Annotated in this window: 21 protein-coding genes and 1 pseudogene; 6 read left to right on the top strand and 16 right to left on the bottom strand. The window is 65.9% G+C overall.

What is annotated here, in order from left to right; all coding sequences use genetic code 11:
• A partial coding sequence (locus U1E26_06750) for an SdrD B-like domain-containing protein (protein ID MDZ4169337.1) occupies positions 1–4,859 on the bottom strand: 4,859 nt, incomplete at its 3' end.
• A 435-nt stretch (positions 4,860–5,294) separates the two neighbouring features.
• Here U1E26_06750 and U1E26_06745 point away from each other — a divergent pair.
• The 3 genes from U1E26_06745 (at position 5,295) to U1E26_06735 (ending at position 9,633) form a co-directional block, all read left to right on the top strand.
• Positions 5,295–6,584 (top strand): NlpC/P60 family protein, encoded by a 1,290-nt coding sequence (locus tag U1E26_06745; GenBank protein ID MDZ4169336.1) that lies wholly within the window; start codon positions 5,295–5,297, stop codon positions 6,582–6,584.
• 271 nt (positions 6,585–6,855) lie between these two features.
• Positions 6,856–8,298, top strand: a complete 1,443-nt coding sequence (locus U1E26_06740) for a TldD/PmbA family protein (GenBank protein ID MDZ4169335.1) — start codon at positions 6,856–6,858, stop codon at positions 8,296–8,298.
• On the top strand, positions 8,299–9,633 hold the full coding sequence (locus U1E26_06735; protein MDZ4169334.1) for a TldD/PmbA family protein: 1,335 nt from the start codon (positions 8,299–8,301) through the stop codon (positions 9,631–9,633).
• 24 nt (positions 9,634–9,657) lie between these two features.
• Here the strand turns inward: U1E26_06735 and U1E26_06730 are convergent, their stop codons facing one another.
• The 13 genes and pseudogenes from U1E26_06730 to U1E26_06670 form a co-directional block, all read right to left on the bottom strand.
• On the bottom strand, positions 9,658–10,299 hold the full coding sequence (locus U1E26_06730) for a CheB methylesterase domain-containing protein (protein ID MDZ4169333.1): 642 nt from the start codon (positions 10,297–10,299) through the stop codon (positions 9,658–9,660).
• Between the two features lie 213 nt (positions 10,300–10,512).
• Positions 10,513–10,704: a hypothetical protein gene (locus U1E26_06725; GenBank protein ID MDZ4169332.1), complete on the bottom strand. Its 192-nt coding sequence runs from the start codon at positions 10,702–10,704 to the stop codon at positions 10,513–10,515.
• Positions 10,705–10,794: 90 nt separating this feature from the next.
• Positions 10,795–10,995 carry a hypothetical protein gene (locus U1E26_06720; protein ID MDZ4169331.1) on the bottom strand — a complete coding sequence of 67 codons (201 nt, stop codon included), beginning with the start codon at positions 10,993–10,995 and terminating at the stop codon, positions 10,795–10,797.
• A complete protein-coding gene (locus tag U1E26_06715; protein MDZ4169330.1) occupies positions 10,992–11,618 on the bottom strand; it encodes a V-type ATP synthase subunit D in 627 nt (208 codons plus the stop codon). Before U1E26_06715 ends, U1E26_06720 begins: the two co-directional genes overlap by 4 nt.
• 3 nt (positions 11,619–11,621) lie before the next feature.
• On the bottom strand, positions 11,622–11,810 hold the full coding sequence (locus U1E26_06710; protein ID MDZ4169329.1) for a hypothetical protein: 189 nt from the start codon (positions 11,808–11,810) through the stop codon (positions 11,622–11,624).
• A gap of 107 nt (positions 11,811–11,917) precedes the next feature.
• Positions 11,918–13,312, bottom strand: a pseudogene (locus U1E26_06705) (V-type ATP synthase subunit B).
• Position 13,313: 1 nt separating this feature from the next.
• The gene (locus U1E26_06700) at positions 13,314–15,206 is read right to left on the bottom strand and encodes a V-type ATP synthase subunit A (GenBank protein MDZ4169328.1); all 1,893 of its coding nucleotides are present in this window, start codon (positions 15,204–15,206) and stop codon (positions 13,314–13,316) included.
• Position 15,207: 1 nt separating this feature from the next.
• Positions 15,208–15,534 (bottom strand): V-type ATP synthase subunit F, encoded by a 327-nt coding sequence (locus U1E26_06695; protein MDZ4169327.1) that lies wholly within the window; start codon positions 15,532–15,534, stop codon positions 15,208–15,210.
• A gap of 9 nt (positions 15,535–15,543) precedes the next feature.
• On the bottom strand, positions 15,544–16,560 hold the full coding sequence (locus tag U1E26_06690; protein MDZ4169326.1) for a V-type ATPase subunit: 1,017 nt from the start codon (positions 16,558–16,560) through the stop codon (positions 15,544–15,546).
• Between the two features lie 10 nt (positions 16,561–16,570).
• Positions 16,571–17,161: a V-type ATP synthase subunit E family protein gene (locus tag U1E26_06685; GenBank protein MDZ4169325.1), complete on the bottom strand. Its 591-nt coding sequence runs from the start codon at positions 17,159–17,161 to the stop codon at positions 16,571–16,573.
• Positions 17,162–17,170: 9 nt separating this feature from the next.
• Positions 17,171–17,665, bottom strand: coding sequence for a V-type ATP synthase subunit K (locus U1E26_06680; GenBank protein MDZ4169324.1), 495 nt, complete (start codon positions 17,663–17,665; stop codon positions 17,171–17,173).
• Positions 17,662–19,857 (bottom strand): V-type ATPase 116kDa subunit family protein, encoded by a 2,196-nt coding sequence (locus U1E26_06675; GenBank protein ID MDZ4169323.1) that lies wholly within the window; start codon positions 19,855–19,857, stop codon positions 17,662–17,664. The genes U1E26_06680 and U1E26_06675 overlap by 4 nt, the downstream gene beginning before the upstream one ends.
• A gap of 5 nt (positions 19,858–19,862) precedes the next feature.
• The gene (locus U1E26_06670; protein ID MDZ4169322.1) at positions 19,863–20,168 is read right to left on the bottom strand and encodes a hypothetical protein; all 306 of its coding nucleotides are present in this window, start codon (positions 20,166–20,168) and stop codon (positions 19,863–19,865) included.
• A gap of 260 nt (positions 20,169–20,428) precedes the next feature.
• Between U1E26_06670 and U1E26_06665 the strand changes: the two genes are divergently transcribed.
• Positions 20,429–21,541 (top strand): M23 family metallopeptidase, encoded by a 1,113-nt coding sequence (locus U1E26_06665; protein ID MDZ4169321.1) that lies wholly within the window; start codon positions 20,429–20,431, stop codon positions 21,539–21,541.
• On the opposite strand, the gene U1E26_06660 is transcribed toward U1E26_06665, so the two are convergent.
• Positions 21,501–21,722, bottom strand: a complete 222-nt coding sequence (locus U1E26_06660) for a DUF951 domain-containing protein (protein ID MDZ4169320.1) — start codon at positions 21,720–21,722, stop codon at positions 21,501–21,503. The two genes, U1E26_06665 and U1E26_06660, sit on opposite strands and share 41 nt — an antisense overlap.
• 101 nt (positions 21,723–21,823) lie before the next feature.
• On the opposite strand from U1E26_06660, the gene U1E26_06655 reads away from it, so the two are divergent.
• Together U1E26_06655 and U1E26_06650 are read left to right on the top strand one after the other, a co-directional pair.
• On the top strand, positions 21,824–22,099 hold the full coding sequence (locus tag U1E26_06655; protein ID MDZ4169319.1) for an ACT domain-containing protein: 276 nt from the start codon (positions 21,824–21,826) through the stop codon (positions 22,097–22,099).
• A 3-nt stretch (positions 22,100–22,102) separates the two neighbouring features.
• Positions 22,103–23,467 carry a PFL family protein gene (locus U1E26_06650; GenBank protein ID MDZ4169318.1) on the top strand — a complete coding sequence of 455 codons (1,365 nt, stop codon included), beginning with the start codon at positions 22,103–22,105 and terminating at the stop codon, positions 23,465–23,467.
• A gap of 21 nt (positions 23,468–23,488) precedes the next feature.
• On the opposite strand, the gene U1E26_06645 is transcribed toward U1E26_06650, so the two are convergent.
• Complete coding sequence (locus tag U1E26_06645; protein ID MDZ4169317.1) at positions 23,489–24,238, bottom strand: LytTR family DNA-binding domain-containing protein; 750 nt, start codon at positions 24,236–24,238, stop codon at positions 23,489–23,491.
• Positions 24,239–24,276: the final 38 nt, after the last annotated feature.

Here is a 24,276-nt window from a genome sequence, read left to right as displayed (position 1 = left end):
GATGGCGGCGGCGGGGTCGGGTCCTTCGGGGTCGTGACGCCGGCGGTGTTGGTGGTCAGGCCGGGTGCTGCCGTGACACTCGTGACGAGCGAGATGGTGGTGGTCTCGCCGGAGCGCAGCGCCGCGATCGTCCAGGTGGCGTTGTTCGATCCGGATGCTGCGGCGGCCGGTGTGGCGGACGAGTACGCGAGTCCCGCCGTCCAGGTGTCGGTCACGGTGACGGGTGTCGCCGTGGCGTTGCCCGAGTTCGTGACGGTGATGGTCCAGTTGACGGCGTCGCCCACCGTGGCGGTGGCGCCACTTGAGCGGACCTTCGTGATCTGCAGGTCCGGGGCGCCGATAGCGACAGACGCCGACGCCGACACGGTTCCCGCGACGAAGCCGTTACTGTCCCTGGCCCCGCTGACGGTAGCAGTATCCGTCGTCACCGCCCCCGGCGGAGGGGCCTGCGCGGTGAAGGTAACGGTTATCGTCGTCTGCTCGCCGGGGTTCAAGGGACCGCGGTTGTTCCAGACGAGTGATCCTGATGAGGTGCTACTGGGCGGAGGAATGGCCGAGCTGTAATCGAGGTACGCCTCTTCGAACGTATCGGAGACAGGCACCGTCGTGAGGATGGATGTACCCGTGTTGCGCGCGACTATTGTATAGGTGACGTCTTGTCCGACCACGATGGTGGCATCCATCGAGCTTCGGATCTTGCTTACTGTGACTTGGGTATTGACGATCCCAATCGCCGCCTGGCTCACGGACGTACCTGCCGGATCCCCATAGATGTCGGTCGCCGTCACCGTGGCCCGGTTCGTGGTCGTGCCACCCGGCGGGACGGCAAGGGACACAAACTCGACAGTGACGGTCGTGGCGCCGCCCGGCGGAATTGCAGGCAGACTCGTCCATGTGGCCACCCCGGACCCCGTCGCATTCGCCGACGGAGAACTGGTCACTGCCTGGAGGTAGGTGGGCGACCAGGTATCGACGAGCGATGCAGACGTGATGGTGGTGTCCCCGGTATTGCGCACGACCACGTCGAAGCGCACCGCAGAGCCGATGCCCACAGTGGTCGGCTGCGACGCCGAGAGCTGCTTGGTCACGGTAACGCCGGGACGCGTGATCGCGACAGACGCGGTACCGGCTGTGGTGACCGGGGCATCGCCGAACACGTCAGTCGTCGCGCCAATGGTCGCGGTGTCGACGGTGGAGTGGTTGCCGCCGGGAGTTGCTGACGCCACGAAGCTCACGGTGAGCGTCGTCTGCTCGCCAGGATTCAGCGGGCCGACGTCATCCCAGTCAAGCACGCCGTCGTTGGCTTGAGGCGCCTCGTACACGAGATCGATCTGAGTGCGGTCCCAGTCGACGACTCCACTTGCGTCGGCGCTGCCGACTACCGCGCCCCTCACGCGCACGCGGAAGTTCGCCGAGTTTGCTGGCGTAAGGATCCCCGACAGAGAAGCGACGTGCTCCGTCGCCGTGCTCTCGGTCGATGCTGACGGTGTTGTGATTGCGCTCCAGCTCGTGCCGGCGTTCGTCGAGTACTCGATCGCCCACGTGTCATCGTTGGTGTACAGCGGCTGATAGCTGTACGTGACGATCGCGTAGCACTGGCTGACCTCGATGTCGGGATTCGCATCATTGGTGGTGCCGTACGCGAACCCCTGCAGGTCGTTGGCGCCTGTACCGACGACGTCGTCGCGAGTCCACTCGGCCCCGGTGGCCGGATTCGTGCCGAACGTCTGCGAGCCGTTCGTCCACGTGCCCGTCTGATAGTCACCTGAGGTCCCGGTGTAGTTCGCACCGTTGACCCGCAGACGCGGAGCTCCCGCGTTGCCGCCGTTGTTGCCACCGTCGTCTCGGCTCCGCCAGTAGACGGTCACGTCGATACCCGTTGCATTCGTCGGTACGAACGACGGTGCGGCGTACCCGAAAATCACGAACGAGTTGTTCGCATCGGCGCTGTAGAAGTCGGCGTCGTTGGCGGTTGCTTCATCCACATCGTCCCACCACGGCGAGGTAGACGTGCCGCTGCCACCGGACACCGTCCCGTTCGTCTGCACATCGCTCGTTGGCCTGAGCGTCGCCGAGGACGCGACGGCCGACTGGTAGTACGACGCACCCCACCCGTTGTAGGCGCGGCTTCGCACGCTGACCGACGCGGACGTGATCGCGCTGACCCCGCTCGACGGCAGAGAGAACGACTGCCACATCTCGAACGGCGGATTCCCGGACGTGGCGAAGTTCCCCGTCGTCGACCCGAGCGAGTTCGCGTCGTTGCTCCATGTACCGGCCGTGTCACTCGTTGCCACCGCATACGTGGTGAGCGTCGACACTGTCGCGGGCGGCTCAGGCGTCGCGGTCGTGTACGTGAGGTAGCGGACGTCATATGCATCAGAAACCGGCACCGTATTGATGCGCGTGTTGCCGTCGTTACGGACCACCACGGTGAAGGTCGTGGGCTGGCCGACCTGGATGGTCGCGTCAGCGGATGACCGCACCTTCGTCACCGTGAGGCTCGGACGCGTGATCGCGACCGACGCCGTAGCGCTGACTCCGGGAACTGGTCGGCCGTTGATGTCCGTGGTCGCCGACACCGTCGCCGTATCCACCGCTGAGAACCCGACCGGCGAGGACGACGCGCTGAAGCTGATCGTCACCGTGGTCTGCGCACCGGCACTGAGCGCTCCGAGGTTGGCCCACGTCAGACTCCCACTCGCCACCACCGTTGGTGCAGGAGCGGCCGACAAGTACGTCAGATTCGCGTTCGGGAAGAGGTCGGTCAACGTGACCGTCGGCACCCGCGAATCGCCGACGTTCGAGACGACCACGGTGAAGCTCGCCACCTGGCCCGCCTGAATCGTCGCGTCTGCAGACGAGCGCACCTTGGTGACCCGAAGCTCGGGCACGGTCACCCAAACGCTCGCGGGGTCGGCGTCATCGGGATCCGTGTCAGCCGGAATCCACGTGCTGCCGTCGGGTGCGATTGCCGTGCCCGACGCATCCTTCGCGCCGACCGTGACGGTGTCGGGTTTCGCCCCCCATGTGGCCCCCGGCTTGACCCTCAACCGGTAGGTGAGAGTGAGGTTCGTCCCCGTCGCCAGTTGGGAGCCGGATCCGAAGTCCCAACGCAGCGTGTTCGCGGTCGGCGAGGTCGGGACCGCTGTGTAAGTGGCACCGCTACTCCAAACCGCGCTTGTCGAGCCAGCCACGTACTCGAGGTCCGATCCGAAGATCGTGTCCGTAACGACGATGCTGTGGGCGGTTGCACTGCCCACGTTGGAGACCGTGACCGTGTACGTCGTCACATCTCCGATCGCCGCCGTCGCAGGCGACGATGCCGCGCGCACCTTGTCCACGACGAGAGCGGCCCCCTTCGCGAGTCCGAAGTCGAGCGTCAAGTTGTTCGTCGAAGTGATGACCACTGACTGTGTTCGCGCCGTGGTCGCCAGTAGTCCCGCAAGCGGTCCGCCGGAAACGTAGTTGGCCGAATCGTTGATGTCGACCGTGTAGGTGCCAGGCAGCGTCGTGAAGCGGTAGAAGCCGCTTGCATCTGCGGCTGTCGTGGCGATGAACGAGCCGACACTGTCTCGCAAGGTAAGGACAGCCGCTCCGATACTCGTCTCGCCAGAGTCCTGCACGCCGTTACGGTTCGCATCGAGCCACACACGGTCTCCGATGGCGTACGGGAACTCCGGTTCGACGGGAGTCCCCGATGCGTCCACACCGATGATCGGATGCTCAAAGCGGAGGGCGTTCAGGTTGTGCAGATCGACTCCGGTGACGGACACCCGCCAGAGACCTGCGGGAATCTCACTCGCGTAGTAGTCGGTGATCGCTGTGTCGGTCGTGGTCGAGTCGACGCGGAAGAGCTCCCACTCCGTGCCGCCGGAGGGGTTGAGGTTCTCGTAAGAGTTGCCCAGTGGGTCATACACGGTGTAGCGGATGTTCGGAGGTCGTAGGTACACGTTGCCCGGGGTGTTGTCGTCGGCAGGCGCACCTTGGCGAGCCGCCTCGGCGAGTGCGACCGCCGTCGACCAAGTGGGAATCGTGGACGGGGTGTTCGGGTCATCGGTGTCGCCTGGCGTCCCGTTGACGTTCGACAGGTCGAAGTCACCGTCCCACACATCGAAACGTGTGTTGCCCTGGGGGATGCGAACGTAGAAATCCCAGTTCCCGTCGTACGTCGTCGGAGTCAAAGCAGGATAGTTCGGATAGATCACGTCTTGATAGTACGCGCCCAAGTAGCCGAACGTGCCGAGCGGCGTGATGTAGGTAGAGCCCTTCACCCTGAACTTGAACGCGTTCACGTCATTGACGGCCGTTGAGGCCGTCTGCACCGTCGCGACGACCTTGTAGAAGTAGCGACCCGACGGAGTCAGGGCAGTGGCCGTGTTGGTGAGCGTGAAATCCGACCACGCGTCCGCAAGCATGTCCTGACTGCGATACTCCGCCACCACCACCGTGCCGGTTCCCACGCCCGACGGATCGGCGTACACAGTGTACGAGGTCTCAAGTCCCGGGGTGGCGCCGAATTCCCACGGCGTATCGACCGCTCCATCGAAGAACCCGAAGGTGAACGTCGTCTCGGAGGCGGGCACCGAGAAGCTCACGGTGATCGTCGTGCCCGAGAGCGTCTGCAGGTTCGGCCCGGCGATGGCGAGCATCTTCCCGTCTGTGGCGCTCGCGGTCGGGAAGTACGAGTATCCGTCGGGGGCAGCCACCGCGGTCCTTGAGCTGATGAGGATACCCGCCACCAAGACAGCCACGAGCAGCCCGAAGACGACAAAGGACCAGACCCTCTGGGAAGACGAAGAAGCGCCGCGCACATGCGCGTCGCAATCAGCAGCGATGTGGCCGCTACTCGGTGTCAAGCTGTGCCTACCCCACGCTCGGTTACCTTCAAGGGTGCGAGAACCGCTTCCGCGGCCGTCTGCGTCGACCTGCCCCGGGGTAGGACGCCGCGCCCTTTCTTGCTTTATGTTACTACGCGGATGAGCAATAAAGAATCGGTCCGCCGATGAACGGCGCCCATCCGTAGTCGAACGGCCCGCGAACGGCGTTGCAGGGACGACAGACGGCGACTATCGTGCGTACTCACCGCATGATCACGGCCTCCGCCGACTCGGCACCTGTTTTGCATACTCCCTAGGGTGTCGGCGCAAGTCGGCTCAAGCGCGAGCCAGGCTCGCGCCCGAAGACGCAGATTCGATGTAGAATCGGATGTTGGACTCGTCTATGCCCGATAAAGGGAGTACAAACGAGTTGGGACTTGCGCAAGCGTAGGTCCGGTGACCGAAAGAAGGCTCATGCACGCGGCACGAATCGCATCGCTCGCACGTCGCGCAACAGCGCTCGCCACCGTGGCGGCCCTGCTGTGCGCCGTACCTGCGTTCGCTGAGCCCGTCGCCACCGCCACACCTGATCCCGCACCTGAGGTCACGACCCCCACCAAGCCCGCCACGCCTGCAAAGCCGGCGAATCCCGCCCCCGCCGATCCTGCACCCACTCGCAAGCCGCCGGCAAGGGGCTCTGAGCTCAACGTCGCCACCGATGGTGAGACCGAGGAGTTCCGGGCTGAGCTGGCCGAGCGCCAGAAGCGCCTCGACGAGTTCATGGCCCAGCTCGACGCCCTCGACCGCGAGCTCGAGATCGCCAGCGAAGCGTACAACCAAGCGGTTGACCGACTCTCCGAGATGAAGCAGCGCGTCGTGACGGCGGAGGTCGACTTGGGCCGTGCGCAGGAGGCCTACGACCTGCAGTCGATCATTCTCGGCGAGCGTGCCGAGTCGATCTACAAGGACGGCTCGCTCGCCGCTATCGAGGTCCTGCTCGACTCCAAGTCGGTCGCCGACCTCATGTCGCGCGTCAAGTTCCTGAACACCATCGGCATCCGCGACGCCGAGATCGCCGCGTCGCTCAACGGCCAGAAGGATCTCCTGGAGTCGCAGGTCGCCGCGCTCCACCAGTCGCAGGACGTCGCACGTTCCCTGGAGTTCGAACTCAAGGCGCGGCAGATCGAGGTCATGATCCGCATCCAGGAGCGTCAGCAGATGCTCGCCGACGCCAAGACCGACCTGCTCGAGCTGCTCGATTCCGAGGCCGCTCGCCGTTCGATCGAAGAGTCGGAGTTGCTGGCGCAGGTACTGTCGAGCGCCAACGACCGCGGCATCGTCGTCACCCCCGGAAGCCCGGTCGAGACCGCACTCGCCTACCACGGCGTGCCGTACCTGTGGGGCGGCGAGAAGCCCAGCGGTTTCGACTGCTCCGGCCTCGTGCTCTACGTCTTCCGCCAGCATGGCGTCAAGCTTCCGCACTACTCCGGTTCGCAGTTCCTGCTGGGCGAGAAGGTCGTGGCCGCAGCGCTTGCCCCGGGCGATGTCGTCTTCTTCGGATCGCCCATTCATCACGTGGGCATCTACGTCGGCGGCGGCTACTACATTCACGCCCCGCGTACCGGCGACTTCGTCAAGATCAGCAAGCTCGCCGACCGTCGCGACTTCGCCGGTGCCCGTCGGTATCCCTGGAACCCCCGCACCGCCGCCCCGACTGGCGCTCGTGTCTCACCGACCGCAGCCCTCGGGAACCTCGCCCGCTAGCCGGCAACCCGCGGCTGCGCCCCTTCGTGTTTTCGCCTGACTCGGCCACATCATCGCTGGCTACGCGGACGTGCGCCCCTGAACCTCAACTCGACATCGAGATATCGGATGTCGTTTCGCGTACCCACTGAACCGCGAACCTGCTATCGTCGTGACGGGCTTTCGGGGGAAAGCCCGGGGCGACATCCACCACATCTTGCGAGGTGCTTCACGGCTATCCGAGCCGTGTGCGCTTCAACCGAACCGACCGAGCGAAGATCACGGAGGGCACATGCGAGAGATCATCGAGGCCGCGCTGGATGCAGCGCGGCTCGCAGGAGCATCGTACGCGGACGCCCGGGTCGTGGACTCGTCGCGCGAGGAGCTGCAGGTGGCCGACGGCCGCCTTGAGGGCGTCGATCGCTCAGACAGTTTCGGCCTGGGCGTGCGTGTCCTCGTGGACGGAGCGTGGGGATTCGCCGCAAGCCGCACCGTCACCCGCGATGAAGCATCCCGGGTCGCGCGCGAGGCCACGGCGATTGCCCGCGCGAGTGCGTTGGTCGGCGGGGAACCGGTCCGGCTCTCTCCGGTGGAGCCGGCGCGCGGGACGTGGGCCGGGCCATGCCAGGTCGACCCGTTCACCGTGCCGCTCGAGGAGAAGCTCGCGCTGCTCGTCGCCGCCGATGAAGCCCTGCGCGCCGAGCCCGCGGTCTCGATCACCAAAGCCAGCTGCGGCTCGTACCGCTTCCGCAAGTGGCTCGGCTCCACCGAGGGCGCCTTCACCGAACAGAGCTGGTACGAAACCGGCGCGGGCATCGTCGCGCACGCGGTGGCCGACGGCGACGTCGTCAGCCGCTCCTACCCTAACTCGCACGGCGGCGGGTGGAGTCAGGCCGGATGGGAGTACGTGGCCGGTCTCGACCTGGTCGGCACCGCACCGAGGGTCGCTCGTGAGGCGGCTGCACTGCTGACTGCACCCGAAGTCACCCCCGGCACGGTCGACCTCATCATCGACGGCTCGCAGATGGGCCTGCAGGTGCACGAGTCCATCGGCCACCCCACCGAGCTCGACCGCGTGCTGGGCGAAGAGGCGGCGTTTGCCGGCACGTCATGGGTCGGCATCAGCGACGTCGACTCCCTGCGCTACGGCTCTGAGCACGTGACGGTGAGTGCGGATGCGACCGTCGCAGGATCGCTCGGCAGCTTCGGCTGGGACGACGACGGAGTTCCCGGCCAGCGCGACCTACTGGTCACCGAGGGCATCCTCACGGGACTGCTGTCGTCACGCGACACCGCCCCTGAGATGGGTCGCCCGAGCAACGGCTGCGCACGCGCCGATGGGTGGAACCGCATCCCGCTCGTGCGCATGACCACCATCTCGCTCGAACCGGGTACCTGGGCGTTCGACGATCTCATCGCCGACACCGAAACCGGGCTCTACGTCGAGACGAACAATTCGTGGTCCATCGATGACAAGCGCCTGAACTTCCAGTTCGGCTGCGAGATCGGCTGGGAGATCGTAAACGGCGAGCTCGGACGGATGGTGCGCATGCCCAACTACACGGGCATCACCCCTCAGTTCTGGGCTAGCTGCGACGCGGTGTGCTCGGCTGACCACTGGCAGGTCTGGGGGTTGCCGAACTGCGGCAAGGGCGAACCGATGCAGACGGCTCACGTGGCGCACGGGGCCTCCCCCGCACGCTTCCGTGGCGTTCAGGTGGGGGTGGGACAGTAGATGATGACACCGGATGAGGCTCGGGCACTGGCGCAGGCTGCCGTCGGGATGACCGCGGCCGATGAGGCCGAAGCCCTCGTGGTGGCCGAATCGAGTGCGCTGACGCGGTTCGCAAACAACCGCATCAACCAGAATGTCGCCTCGACCGACGCGCTCGTGAGCATACGCGCTGTGGTCGGCAAGCAGATCGGCGTGGCCAGCACGAACCGGCTCGACGATGCATCGCTCAAGGCGTGCTGCGAGGCCGCGGTCTCTGCGGCACGCGTTGCGCCTGCGGATCCAAGCTTCCCCGGGCTGCCCGAACCAGTCACCCCCGTCGCGGCCCAGCGGGCGTGCGACTCCACCCGGCAGTTTGATGCGCAGGCTCGGGCCGGCGCCGTGCGCGCGATAGTCGATGCGTCTGCCGAGCGCGGCCTGTCCGCCGCAGGAAAGGTGCGCTCGGCCGAGCACGTGATCGCCGTGGCCAACAGCCACGGAATCGACGTCGGCCAAGCCATCACCGGCGCGCAGGCCACCGTCCTGTCTGCGGGCGAGACCGGAAGTGGCTGGGCAAGCTTCCTGTCCCGCGACGCGGCCGTCTTCGATCCGGCCGCCCTGGGCCTGCAGGCCGCTGAACTCGCCCTGCGCAGTACCGACCCGACGGACCTCGAAGCCGGCTCCTATCCCGTGATACTCGGCCACGAGGCGGTCGCGGATGTCATGGACTTCTTCGCCTATGTCGGTTTCTCGGCCAAGGCCTACACAGAAGGTCGCTCGTTCCTCTCAAACCACATCGAAGACGACGTGATGAGCGAGTTCGTCACCATCACCGATGATGCCCTCGCTGAGCACGCCATGGGAGCGACATTCGACTACGAGGGCGTGCCCAAGCAGACCACCGATCTCATCGAGTATGGGGTGGCGCTGGGCCCTGTCACGGACTCCTACTGGGCGCCCAAGACCGGATGGCCCAACACCGGCCACGCGCTCCCCGCCCCCAACCCCTACGGCCCCATGCCCCTGAACCTGGAGATGGCGCCCGGCGAGTCCACGCTTGAAGAGCTCATCGGCGAGGTCAAACGTGGCGTCTACGTCACGCGCTTCCACTACGTCAACGTCGAGGACCCCGTTCCGGTGACGCTCACGGGCATGACGCGTGACGGCACCTTCCTGATCGAAGACGGCCGCCTCACGCGTCCCCTGAAGAACCTGCGCTTCACCCAGCCGATGGTGCGCGCGTTCCGCTTCTGCGCGGGTGTCACCAGCCAGCGGCACTTCGTGGGTACCGAAGAGGGGGCTTCGCTCGTCCCGGCAGTCCTACTGGAGTCCTTCGCGTTCACCGGCCAGACCCGGTAGGCGGCGAACCAGCGCGGCGCGACCCTAGGTGACGCTCGCGAGCTCTACGAGTCGCTCGGTGATGCGGTGCAGGGGCAGCTGCTGCACGACTGCTCCGGCATCGTGGGCGGATCCCGGCATGCTGTAGGAGGCCGCGGTCTGTGACGACTCGCCGATGGTGTAACCCCCCGCTTGGCGAATCTGCAGCATGCCGATGGTGCCGTCGGTTCCGAGTCCCGTGAGTACGACCGCCAGCGTGCGCGACCCGAAGGTCTTGGCCGCCGAGGAGAAGAGCACATCGATCGAGGGCACGTGGAGCGAGTCGGCGAAATCGGGCTCCAGCCTCACCATCGGACCGAGCGAGGTGCTCGTGAGCCGCATCTGCATCCCCGCAGGCGCCAGATAGACGGTCCCGGCCTCGAACCGCGAGCGAGGCTGAGCTTCGACCACTCGCACGCGGCACTTGCTGGTGAGGGCATCGGCCCACGGGCGCGTCATGCCCGGCGTGATGTGCTGACAGATGGCAACCGGCAGGGCGAAGCGCCGCGGCAGCCCGCCGAGAATCTCCTCGATCGCGGGGGGGCCGCCGAACGAGGCGCCGATGACCAGAGCATCGAACGGGCCCATGCTGGCGGGAACGCCTGCTGCGCTGAAGATGCTCGTACTCTCAACGCGATGATCCGGCACGTTACTCCCCCTGAAGACGAACTCCCCCGGATATGCAAGACCCCGGCGATTGTCTCACGCCGGGGTCTAGTGCGGAAACGGGACTCGTCAGTGGAGGGGCGCCACGGGCGACGAGGCCGAATTCCCTTACAAACCATCAGGAGGCTTAAAGTCCCTGACACAAGGACAATCGGCACTTCACCGTAGCGACTTGAGCCCGTTCGCCCTATCCGGCTACTGGTTCGTGTGGCACGAACAGCCTTGCGCCATGGCGTCTTGCTGGTTGACCGGGTGCGGGCTGCCGATGACACCGGCCTGCAACTGCTCGGCGGTCAGCTGAGGAGCCTTATTACCACACCCCACCAACGAGGCACTCACGGCCAGGATCGATACGGCGAGAAGAAGGTACGATACGCGGTTCTTCATAGGTGGGTCCTTTCGACGGGATAGGGATTCCAAAAATGCTACCGCTGGGCTGAGATTCGTGCAAACCGTGCCTCGCAGTGACTCCCCGCCTCACTTGACTGGCGCATCCGAGGTCCGATGACAGTTGCCGCAGGCCATCAGCTGTTCCTCGCTCATCTTGGGATGCTTCTCGGGTACCGCCTCGACGCCCTGGGCCAGAACGGAGGCCGGCAAAGCGGCCGGAGGCCCCGCACAGCCCGTCGCGAGCAGCGCCCCAGCGGCGATCACCGCCAGCCCTCCGACGACCTTCACTGTTGCTCCTCGAGCATATCCTTGACCTTCATGAGTCGCGTGCGTTCACCGCGCTCGGCCTCTTCGAGCTTCATGCGAATCGAGCGCACGGCGTCAGAGAGCTGCGGCATCAGAACGTACTCGAGCGCGTTGACGCGGCGGCGGGTCAGTTCGATCTCCGCCGCAAGCAGCTCGATCGCCTTCTCGCGCTCGGCGAGCTCGACCATGCGCGGCACGACGTCCGACAGCGTAGAGAGCGCCCCATCCAGCAGGGCCGGCGTCGTGGCGTAGCTGTAGCCCTGTGCCGTCGGCACATCGCCAAGCGTCAGCACGGGCACCTGCACGCTCATGACGTTGCGACTGTCGGCCGAGACCAGGTCGGCGGGCTCACCGGCGAGCAGTGCCTGGGCGATGACCGGCGCGCCCGCCTCGGCGCGCGAGATCGCCAGAAGCCCGTACGCCTCGAACAAGGTCCTCTCCACCTCACCGCGCAAACGGCGGTTCTCGGCGATGCGCGCCATGAACTCCTTGAGAAGCTCATCGAGCTTATCCTTCAGCAGCTTGTGCCCCCGCTTGGCCGTCTCCAGCCGTCGCCTGAGCTTGAGGAGCTCCATGCGGTTCGGGTTCACGCGGATGCCCGCCACGGCTCAGTTCACCCCCAGCTGGAACGCGTACCACGCGAGCCCTATCACCAGCGCCGCCAAGAGCGTGATGTTGAGCCCCCACAGGATCTTCGTCGTCCGGTTGGCATGGGCTGCGAACGTGCGCGCGTAGACGACCTGCACCCCGAGGGCGCCGAACAACAGCGCCGCGACTGCGAGCAGAGCGACACTCACTTGCGCACTCCTACCATTCCGCCACCACTCTCGTCGCGGCCCGCGGGCATTCCCGGCGTCATATTGGCGTCTCTCTCACCCGGACGATACTCATGGGCCGTCTCAGGCAGATAGCGCTCCACGTACTCGTCCTTGATGCGCTTGAGTTCGGAGCGCGGCAGCAGTGACACAAGTGACCAACCCAGGGTGAGTGTCTCCTCGACGCTGCGGTTCTCATGCTTGCCCTGCTGTATGAAGAGACGCTCGAACGAGTCTGCGAACCGCACGTAGGCCTGATCCGTCTCGGACAGCGCGGCCTCACCCAAGATCACCGCCAGCTCCTTTGCCTGGACGCCACGCGCGTACGCGCCGAAGAGCTGGTTGGAGAGGTCTGCATGGTCCTCGCGGGTCTTGCCGCCACCGATGCCCTTCTGCTTGAGACGCGAGAGGCTCGGAAGGACCGCAACTGGCGGATAGATGCCGGAACGGTGGAGGTTGCGGTCCATGATGATCTGACCCTCGGTGATGTAGCCGGTCAGGTCGGGAATCGGGTGCGTCTTGTCGTCGTCGGGCATCGACAGGATGGGAACCTGCGTGATCGAGCCCTTCCTGCCCTTCACGCGCCCGGCCCGCTCATACATCGTCGCAAGGTCGGTGTAGAGGTAGCCGGGGAAGCCGCGTCGGCCCGGGACCTCTTTGCGCGCCGCCGAGACCTCGCGCAGCGCCTCACAGTAGTACGTCATGTCCGTATAGATGACGAGCACATGCATGTCGAGCTCAAAAGCCAGGTACTCTGCAGCGGTAAGCGCCATGCGCGGCGTGGCGATGCGCTCGACCGCGGGGTCGTCCGCCAGGTTCAAGAAGAGCACCGCTCGCTCGATAGCAGAGGTCGAACGAAACTCCTGCATGAAGTAGTCGGCGTCCTCGAAGGTGATGCCCATCGCGGCGAAGACGACGGCGAACTCGCCCTCCATGGTCGGGCCGACCTTCGTGGGGTCGTCGCTGCGCTCGAGCACGGCGGCCTGCCGTGCGATCTGGGCGGCGAGCTCGTTGTGGGGCAGGCCCGAACCGGAGAAGATCGGCAGCTTCTGACCGCGAACGAGCGGGTTCAGTCCGTCGATCGAACTGATGCCGGTCTGGATGAAGTCATCGGGGAAGTCGCGCGACATCGGGTTGATGGGCTGACCGTAGATGGGCACGCGCTTCTCGGGAATGACCTCAGGACCGCCGTCGCGCGGACGACCAAGGCCGTCGAAGACGCGACCGAGCATGTCCTTGGATACGCCGAGCTCCAGACCGCGGCCTAGGAAGCGGACCTTGGTCTCGGACGGGTTCGACCCGCGGGTCCCCTGGAAGGCCTGTACGAGCGCCAGGTCCTCGTTGACCTCAAGCACGTTGCCCATCGATCGGGTCCCGTCGGGGAACTCCAGCTCCACGAGTTCGCCGTAGGTCACGCCACTGACGCCCTCCACCAGAAGCAGCGGTCCGACGATATCGCGTGTGGTCATGTACTCGCGGCTCATACTAAGCACCCACCCTGGCAGGCTCGTGCGAATGGCCCTGGTCGGGCATGTCGCCGACGAGCTGCGTGTCGATTTCGGACATGATGGCGTCGAACTCGTCGATGCGCTCCTCTGGCAGGTACTTGGCGCGCGCGACGTGTTCACGTACCGGGGACTCGAAGATGTCTTTGAGTACGGCGCCCTGTGACTGCGCCAGCAGCGCTCGCTCGTGGAAGTGCAGGATCGCGTGAAGCAGGCAGTCCTGCTGCTTGAGCGAGGTGAACTGGTCGTCGTCGCGAAACGCGTTCTGCTGCAGGTAGTCCTCACGGAGCGACTTCGCGGTCTCCATGAGAATCTGCTCCTCGGGGCTGAGTGCCTCGAGGCCCACGAGCCGCACGATCTCGGCCAGCTCACTCTCGCGCTGCAGGATCGACATCGCGCGGTCGCGGCGGCCGCGGAACTGCGGCGAGACCATCTCGTCCCAGTACGGCGTCACCTTGTCGAGGAACAGCGAGTAACTCGTCAGCCAGTCGATGGCCGGGAAGTGGCGCTGGAACGCCAGGGTGTCCTGCAGCGCCCAGAAGACCTTCACGACGCGCAGCGTGTTCTGCACGACCGGCTCCGAGAGGTCGCCGCCCGGGGGCGACACCGACCCCACGACCGAGACCGAACCCATGCGACACGCGCCCTCGTGAACTTCGCATGTCGCTGCTTGCGGGGTGCACTCAGCCTCGCGGTGCATCACCGGCTCGCTGACGGTCACGGAGCCCTCTGCCAACGGGCCTCCCAGCGTCTCGACCTTGCCCGCTCGCTCGTAGAACGCCGCGAGACGCGTGCCGAGGTAGGCGGGATAGCCTTCCTCGCCCGGCATCTCCTCAAGACGGCCCGAGATCTCGCGCATGGCCTCTGCCCAGCGGCTGGTGGAGTCGGCCTGCAGAACGACCTCATAGCCCATGTCGCGGAAGTACTCGGCCATCGTGATGCCGGTGTACACCGAGGCCTCGCGCGCGGCCACCGGCATGTTGGACGTGTTGGCCACGAGCACCGTGCGCTTCATGAGCGGCTGTCCGCTGTACGGGTCGGTGAGCTCCGGGAACTCCATGAGCACGTCAGTCATCTCGTTGCCGCGTTCGCCGCACCCGATGAAGACGACGATCTGCGCATTGGACCACTTGGCCACCTGGTGCTGCGTGACCGTCTTGCCCGCGCCGAACGGCCCCGGGATGCAGCCCGCTCCTCCCTTGACCAGCGGGAAGAACGTGTCGATGACGCGCGTCCCGGTCACAAGCGGTTCGGAGGCGGCGATCTTCTTGGCGTAGGGGCGGGCGAGCCGCACCGGCCAGCGCTGCATCATCAGCAGGTCGACCTCATCGCCGGAGTCCGTTCGCACGCGCCCCACGGGCTGCTCGACCGTGTAGGAGCCGCTCACGAGCGACACGATGGTCCCTGACAGGTTCGGCGGCACCATGATGCGGTGCTCGATGACCTCGTTCTCCTGAACGACGCCGACAACGTCTCCGGGGCCGACCTTGTCGCCCACGGCCGCGGTTGCGGAGAACCCCCACACACGTTCACGGTCGAGACCGGGGGCATCGAGGCCACGGGCCATGAACGCACCGACCTGTGCCTCGAGTGCGTCGAGCGGTCGCTGCACGCCGTCGTATACGGCGCCAAGCATACCGGGCCCGAGTTCGACGGAGAGTGGCGCGCCTGTGGGCACGACGGGGTCTCCCGGGCCGAGCCCTTCTGTCTCCTCGTACACCTGGATGGAGGCGCGAGCGCCTCTCATCTCGATGATCTCGCCCATGAGCCCTTCCTTGCCCACGCGAACGAGGTCGAACATCTTCGCTCGACCGAGGTTCTCCGCGACGACGAGTGGTCCCGCGACCTTGACGATTCTTCCCTGCTCAGACACTTCAGACGTCCTCTTCTCGAACGGGCATCTTCGTTCCCAAAGCGCGCACGATGGCGCGCTCGAGCTTGACGGTCCCTACTCCGCCGGCGCTACCGACGCCGGGGATGATAGTCACTGCCGGCACCGGTCGGTCGGCCGTCTCGGCGACCAGCTCCGCGAGCATCTCGTAGACGGGCTCCGTCACGAAGATGATCGCGGGGGCGGTGCGCAGCGCCTCGCCCCACGCGGCGGTCGCCTCGTCAGGTCCCTCGACGGCGTAGGTGGCCAAACCCAGCGGGCGAAAACCCGCCACGCTGGTCGCATCTCCGATGATCGCCACTCCAGCCATTGGCCTGCCCTACCTGAGCGACGCGCGGATGCGGCGATGCAGCGCGGTCGAATCGAGTCCCGACATCTTGCCCAGCAGCGCCACCCGCAGCACCTGCGCCTCGGCTTCGCGGGCCAGAACGTACGCGATGACGTCGTCGGCTCCGGGTTCCGGCCTGCGCTCACGGCGCACCGCCGCAACAAGTGCGTCGTCAACGAGAATGTCTAAGTCACCTACGCCTGCCTCACCTGAGAGCGGCCGCCCCTCCAAGCGCAGGCGGCTCTCGAGGCGGGGGTACGCCTCGGCATCACCCAAGCGGTAGGCGCGCGCAAGCTCCTTGATCGCAACGGTACCACCCGGGATGAGAAGCTCCTCGGACACACGGGCGACAGACAGGCCTGCGGCGCGTGCGCGCACGAAGATCTTGAGGTTGGCCATGTCCACAAAGAGCGCGGCGATCCCCCGCAGAAAGGGGCTCTTGGCCTCGCGCGCATCGTCCCCGAGTTTGGAGAACATGACACGGTCGACCGCAGCGTCCATGCCAAGCAGTCCTGCTTGACCGCCGTCGGTGGACTCGGCTGCGCTGAGTCTGGCGGCCGTCGAGCCAAGGGGCTCGGGAAGCTTCTCCAGTGGGCCCGCAAACGCCTCGATCGGCACGGTTCCGTGCCCCACGAGCAGATCTTCCAGACCGACGCCCAAGGATCGCGCCTTGAGCGCAGCCTTGAGGTTGGCAAAGTCGAACCGTGCCCGGAAGAAGCGTACGACGGCGGGGGGCAACCCTGCCTCGTCGAGGAACCGATATGCGGAGTCCCGCGCATCCTCCAAGGCGTTCTCCACCTCGGTGGGGGTGGTGGCGCCATCGAGGAAGCTGCCGTAGGGCGTGTCCGAGAGTATGCGCTTCTGCTCCGCAAAGCTCGGCGCGTCGATGAGCCGCTCGAATGCGGACCCATCAAGCAGGCGGGTCTGAAGGATCATCACCTTGCCCACCGCGAACCCGAAGCGCATCCCATCACGCGTGGCTCGATACTCGTCAACGATCACGCCCATCGGTTGGGTCTCACGCCCCTTCCGGTGCGAACAGAGATGCCGCCATGGTGAGCTCAAGCTCATCACGGCGCGCTTCGACCACGGTCTCGGGCGTGAGCATCAGACTGGTGCGCTGGCCGGTCACGGCGGCGCCGCGCTCCAAAGGGGCCGGCCCTGGTGCCCACTCCAGGGTCACCGCGCCCGCTCGCTGCTCGACCACGCGCCTGATCTGTGCGGCCACGGGCTGATCCGCGGCCGCGAGTGCGACCGTGTCACCGTCGCGGACGTTATCGCCGATGAGGCCACCGAGGAACTCCGCGTAGCGGTCGCCCGGCAGCGCCTCGATAGCTTCGATGACCGTCGAGAGCGTCTCCACGAGCACGTCCCGCTTGGCGCGAACAGCCTCGTCGCGAGCTTCAAGTCGAGCGCCCGCAACGAGCGAAGACGCCTCGGACTCCGCTGCGCGCTGCGCTCCCGCGAGTGTTGCCGCACCGGACGCGGCGGCATCGTGCTCGGCGGCGGCGAGCAGGGCCGCGGCTTGCTCCCGGGCCTGGGCCACGATGACCTCGGCCTCGGCCGAAGCATCGCTCTCTATGCAGGCGATGATGTCAGCAAGTGCCACGTCTGGATCCTAACTGCCGAACGCCGGCTGCAACGAGAGCAGCATCAGGATCGTGATGATGAGCGCGAAGATGGCATACGTCTCGACGAGCGCCGGGAAGACGAGCGCCGGCGCGCGCTTTCCCGCGGCGATGATGCCCGCTGATGCGGCCGCCGTGCGCCCCTGGTAGATCGCGGTGACAAGCCCAAGGAACCCCGTTGGCAGACATGCCATGAAGATCGCCACGCCCGCTTCCGCAGGCAAGTCCACGCGTCCGCCGAGTAGGTCGAAGAAGACCATGACGAGCACGGCCACGATGAAGCCGTAGATGCCCTGCGTACCGGGCATCGCCGCGAGAGGCAGCAGCTGGCCGAACTTGGTGTCGTCCTCAGACAGCACCCCCGAAATCACCGTCGATGCCGACGTGATGCCGATTGCCGAGCCACACCCAGCCAAGATCGCCGCCACGCCTGCCCCGAACATCGCCCACTGAGTACCGCCCATACCGAGAAAGGTTTCGTTCACGAGACCCTTCCTCCCTCCTTGCCGGCTGCGCCGGCATCCAACACGAGACCGTCTGTCCGGAAGCCGAACGGCGCAAAGGGCCGTCCGCCGGCTTCGTAGAACTTGCTGAAGAACTCGACGAACTGAAGGCGCGTCGGGTGCACGAACGCGCCGAGAAGGTTGATGACGACGTTGAACGTATGGCCTACGGCAAAGACGGCGACCGCCAGCACGGCGACCACTGCTCCGCCGAGCCACGCGATTCCGCCCTCCGCGAACAGGGGCGTAGCACTGGTCCACACCAGACTGGTGAGGATATTGAATACGCTGCCGACCAAGGCGCCGGACAGCCCAAGCGCCGGTAGGCGCAGGTAGGACAAGACATCACCGACGAATCCGGTAAGGCCGTAGACGTTGTACGCGCCCGCAAGCACGCCGACCACACCGCGCCGCACGGCTTTCGAGACCGCTAGTCCGAGTACCGACAGACCGAGCGCCACCCACAGTGCTGACAGCGCTCCGGTCAGTGCGTACACGACCATCCCGCCCACGAAGACCGCAGCCCACATGATACCCACAAGCCGATCCCACTTCGCCACCCCATCGCCGCGCATGGCCGCCTGGACGGCACGGCCCTGCATCACCATGGCTCCGACGAGGCCCAGCATGAGCGAGGCGCGCACGATATCGGCGGAACCGGCAACCCCCGCCAACGCCGTGACCGTCAGCATGACGAACAGGAAGACGATGGATAGATGATCGAAGACCGCCGACTCAGGGTCGCCATGGCGAAACGCCGACCACGCCGCGATGAACACGCCGAAGAACACCTGGATCACACCGAGCGCCAGCGCGAACAGTAAGAACTGCTGTATGTCGCCGATTGGATCGAGCACCTGCAGCGACTGCAAAGCCGGCGGCAGCGAGTCTACGGGAAGCGCCAGATAACTGCCAAGCAGCACCCCGACGACCATCGAAGCGACGCCACCGATCACCAGCAGATCCATGAAGCGCTTCACACCGGCGGTGACATCGAGGCGATGCTTGATGAGGAGCGCTCCGCCGATGAGCATCAGTCCATAGCCCACGTCACCGATGCACAGCCCGAAGAACAGCACGAAGAAGGGTGCGTGAAGGGGCGTCGGGTCGACTCCCCGGTAGCGCGGTCTGCCATAGAGGTCGGTGAGCAACTCGAACGGGCGGATCAGCCAGTGGTTCTCGAGTGCTACCGGGGGCTCGTCATCCTCGCCCGGATCATCGAACGTAAGGTCGGTTGAATCCCCGAAGCGCGCAAGGCCGGCCTCAAGAGCGTCGCGCGACGCCGCTCGAGTCCAGCCGCGCAACACGAATGCCCGCTCGGTCCCCGCGATACTCTCGTGCAGCAGCAGGGAATCGCGGTTGGACTCGAGCGCCCGCACCAGCGCGACTGCGGCTGCATAGTGACCCTGAGCGAGCTCCACCGCGCGCTCCTTAAGCCGCTCGGCCTCCTCCTCCGACTCAACGATCGTAGCCTGCGCGCGTGCGCGCTCCTCTGCCGGGTAGTCTTCGAGTCCGGGAAAGGAAACGTCGGCGAAATCGGTGGCTGCGAGTACCGAGCGAACCTCGTCTACGACCGCGTGACACACGATCACGACCCACGCCTGCCGATCCCCAACGGGTCCCAGCTCCTCGACCGTCACCTCGCCGACCGCTTCTCGCAGTTGCTGCCGAATCGCGGTCCCCGATGCCGCCGGCACCGTGCCCGCGAACAGGATGGTTCTCTCGGTGCCCTGCCACTGTGAGATCTGCAGTCGCAACTCGCCCCACGGCTCGAGGTCATGAATCAACTGGCGCAACCGATCGCACTCACGCTCACCGGCGGCGAGCCGGTCAGCGATAGCCACACACTCGCGGTAGATGCGATGTACGTGCGCGTCAAACTCGAGCCCGATGAACCGCTCCTCGCTCAGATGGAACTTCTCGGTCACGAACGTCTTGAGGGGCGTGTTGGACGTGTGATATCTGCTGAGGAAGTCACGCACGAAGGAGGCGTCCGCCAGCTGTTCGTCGATGAGCAGACGGCGCTCATCTTCGGGTCCGATCTCCTCGCTTGGAAGGTCGAACTCATTGGCGACGACGTCGAGCACGCCCTGCTGCTGGAACACGGCGAGTGTGTGGCGAAGGGCCGGCCGATGGCCGATAACCGTCGTTTTGAGCATGCGCGCGATGGCCATGCCGGCTAGCCCACCAACTCCCGCATGATGCGTTCGACCGTTGCGGCCTCACGCGTTCGGGCAGTAGCCAGATCCAGCTCGAGGCTCTCCGCCGCGCTCTGACGAATCTCACCGGCGGTCGTGGCGGCACGTGCTCGCGACTCGCTGGCGATCTGGGCAGCGTCCTTCGCAGCGGCAACCCGGGCGGACTCGAGCAGCCCGCCCGCCTGCGCCCGCGCATCTCTCACGAGCTGTTCGGCATGCTCACGGGCGTCAGCGACCGTACGCCGCGCAGCCTCCTCGGCCCGCAGTACCTCTTCGAGTTTCTGCATATCTCCACCCTCGCAGCAGATGTCCCGGAGCGCCTCACCCCGTACCGGCACTAGCACCGCGTAAGGATAAGCGTTTGGAGAGCGCGCGTCACCCCTCGCGCAGCGTCTATACTGACAGACCGGTAGGCGGTCATGGAGCGCCACTTGCTAGGAACGGGAACCATGCACAGCAACACCCCTCAAACCCACACGGAGCGGGGCCGATGCCTTCTCTCCGACCGCGCGCCGTCCCTGAGGGCTCGTGCCGTAGGGCCCCGGCCATGACACGTTCCGCGCGCAGAGCACGCCCCGGCCTGAGGCGAGACGGCGAGGTCCGCACCCTCAGCACAACTGAGGTGCGCTACCCCGAGCCCGATCCGCGCGCGCCTCAGCCGGTCGATGAGGATGAATGCCGCGCCAGCGGTCGCACGCTGTACCCCGCGCGGGACACGGGCTTGGCCCTCCAGGGACGCCTCGCGCGTGAAGCCAGGCGCCGTGAGCGAGCGCGCCGACAGCGCACGGCAGTGGTCGTCACCGCCGTGATCGGCGTCGCCTTGCTCGCATTGGGCTGGCGCTACTCCTCTGACGAGAAGGCCGCCAGCCTGCCGATGCACAGCGCGGCGGCGGCAGTGCGCGAAACGCCGACCCCGGCGCCCGCGAACAGGACCGGCGCGCCGCAGCCGGGGGAAACGGTCGTGCGTGCCGCCGCTGTGGCTGACCCCACGCCTATCATCGCGCGGCGCGGCTCGGTCACGGTACGACTCCCGGTTCGACTGGATGACCTGACCGAGATGGGCTTTCACCAGGCGTCCTATCCCTACGCTCTCAGCATGAAGCTGGCCCTTCCCATCGCAGACATGAAGGCGGCGAAGAAGGCCCGGTCGACGAAACGCGACCTGTCGAAGCAGTCGAGCGCTCCCAACGCCGCGCTCACCGGTCGTGCGCTCATCATGTGGCGGAGCCGCCCGGGCAAGCCGGACACCGCGGTCGACGTGGGAGCCAAGGCTGGCTCAGACGTGCTCGCGCCGGTCTCCGGCACCGTCGTCAAGGTCAAGCGCTACAAGCTCTACGGCACACACGATGACTACGAGATTCACATCCGGCCGCTCGGAGCGCCGACGATCGACTGCGTGATGATCCACGTGGATGACCTCAGCGTGAAGGCCGGAGACGAGGTGACCGCTGGCGTGACGCGCATCGCCGCAGTCCGCATGCTCTCTGATCGTGAGAACCTGCAGCTGGCCGACTACACCAAGGACGGCGGTGACCACGTCCACGTGCAGCTCAACAACGCACGCCATCCGGACTACAAGGGCCTCGAGGGCGCGCTGGCTCCCGCCGCAAAGGCCCGGGTCACTCCCCCGCTTCGGTCCTATCCTGAGCTCGTTCGATGAACCCGCGAAAGCGACGGTCGAACTCGTAGCGCTCGAGCATCACTGAACGGTCGCACCCGCGGCACACGATGCGAATGTCGGCGCCCACCCGGCCGATCTGCCACTCATTGGCACCGCAGGGGTGCGGCTTCTTGAGTCTCACGATGTCGCCGATGTGAATCGGCGTGATAGGTACTGCCACGAGGGAACCCTTCGTCGATCAGACGTGCATCACGCGCGCGATAATGCGGTAGAAACGAGTATACTGCGCGCACGGCGCGCGCCCCCTCATGAGGAGCCACCATGCGTACACCAGCGATTCTGTCAGTTCTCGGCGAGGACCGCGTCGGTATCGTCGCCTCGGTCTCGAAGGTGCTTGCCGAATCCCACGCCAACATAGAGGACATACGGCAGTCGATCATCGGCGGCATCTTCTCGATGACCATGCTCGTGACCGTGGATGAAGAGCAGCTCCCCTTCGAGGAGCTCCAGGCCCGGCTGGCCGTCATCGCCGAGGAGATCGGGTTGCAGATCACCCTCCAGCGCGAAGACGTCTTCCGCTACATGCACAGGATCTGACGCATGCACATCACTCCCGAGGAGATCGTCGAGACGCTGCTCATGGTCCAGCAGCAGAACCTCGACATCCGCACCGTCACGCTGGGCCTTTCGCTTCGACAGTGCGCGCACCGCGATGTCGCCGTGGCCAGCCGCAACGTCTACGAGCACGTCGCGCGCGCAGCAGAGCGCCTGGTACCGGTCACGCGCGCCATCGAGGCCGAGTACGGCATCCCGGTCGTCAACCGCCGCATCTCAGTCACCCCGATCGCTGATCTGGCGGCTGTGTGCGACAGCTCCGATGCGGTTCCGTTCGCCGAAGCACTCGACCGCGCCGCTCGGGAAGTGGGCGTCGACTTCATCGGCGGCTTCTCCGCCCTGGTCCACAAGGGCATCGGGGAAGGCGGCCGGCGCGTCATCGAAGCAATCCCCCAGGCCATGGCGACCACCGAGCGCGTCTGCTCGTCGGTGAACGTCGCCACGACGCGCGCGGGAATCAATATGGACGCGGTACTGGCGATGGCCCACACCGTACGTGCGACAGCCGAAGCCACCGCGGATCGCGACTGCATCGGCTGCGCTAAGCTCGTCGTCTTCGCCAACATGGTCGAGGACAACCCGTTCATGGCGGGTGCCGTGCACGGATCGGGTGAGCCGGATGCGGTCATCAATGTGGGCATCTCCGGCCCCGGCGTGGTGCGCGCCATCGTGTCCGCCCTGGCTGAAGATGCCGATCTCACCGCGGTTGCCGAAGCCATCAAGGGAACCGCCTTCAAGATTACGCGGGCCGGCGAACTCGTCGCCCGCGAGGCGGCCAAGCGGCTCGGCGTCGAGCGCGGCATCGTCGACCTTTCGTTGGCTCCGACACCTGCCGAAGGCGATTCGGTCGCCGAAATCATCGAGGCGATGGGGGTCGGTCGCTGCGGTGGCCCCGGCACGACCGCTGCGCTCGCTCTTCTCAACGACGCCGTCAAGAAGGGTGGCGCCATGGGGACGTCGAGCACGGGCGGGCTGTCGGGGGCCTTCATCCCCGTATCGGAGGACGCGGGGATGATCCGCGCAGCCGAGTCAGGCGCCCTGACGCTCGAGAAGCTCGAGGCGATGACCGCGGTGTGCTCGGTGGGGCTCGACATGATCGCCATCCCAGGCGATACCACCGCCGAGACGATCGCGGGTGTGATCGCCGACGAGTGCGCCATCGGCGTCGTGAACTCGAAGACGACTGCCGTGCGCCTCATACCCGCTATCGGCAAGGACGTGGGCGATCGGCTGTCGTTCGGAGGGCTGCTCGGCGAGGCGCCGGTCATGCCCGTGAACCAATGGGCCGGAACGATCTTCGCCCGGCGCGGCGGCAGACTGCCTGCGCCACTGCAATCGCTCAGGAACTAGCCGACCGCATCCGCTCTTGAATCAGATACCGACCGATTCGCGGAACTGCCGTACCTGGCGCCGCGCGACGGGGATGTGGGTCTCATCGCGATCCGTGGCCACGACGACGTAGCCACCGTCCACCCGCAAGATCTCCTTCACCCGGTTGAGATTGACGAGATAGCTGCGGTGGATACGCGCGAACGACTCGCGACGCAGGCGGTCTTCGAGCTCGCCCAGCGTCATGTCCACAAGGTACTGATTCTCGTACGTATGCGCGTAGGTCGACTTGTTGCGGGCCGACAGGTAGATGATGTCGTCGAGCGTCAGTAGCACCGTGCGTCCGCCCTTGCGCACCGCGATCTTGCGAAAATCCGACTCGCCGGCACCCACGACCTCTGCGCTCACTCTGCGGTGACGCTTTGCCAGGCTCTCGACCCGGGCCGAGAGCTCGAGGATGCTGAACGGCTTGGTAACGTACTGCTGCACCCCTTGCTTGAACGCGAGGATCTTGGCAAGGTCCTGAGTCTTGGCTGACAGCATGATGACGGGGGTATCGGCCGTCGCGGGGTGGTTTCGGATGTCCATGAGCGCCATCCAGCCATCGACGCGCGGCATCATGATATCCAGCACCACGACATCGATGTGCTCGCGTTCAAGCGCGTCGATTCCCTCCGCACCGTCTGAGGCTCCGACGACGCGCATGCCGTCGGCTTCGAGGCCCATCCGAATCATCTCGACGGTGGCATCGTCGTCGTCTATGACCAGCACGCTGATGGATTCGTCCGACACCGTTCATGCTCCCTTGGCAACCGAACACAGCCGAATTT

The sequence above is a fragment of the Coriobacteriia bacterium genome, assembly GCA_034370385.1.
Classification (GTDB): Bacteria; Actinomycetota; Coriobacteriia; order Anaerosomatales; family PHET01; genus JAXMKZ01.
The sequence above is the reverse complement of the archived record's forward strand: the minus strand, read 5'-3'. Positions and strand labels throughout refer to the sequence as shown.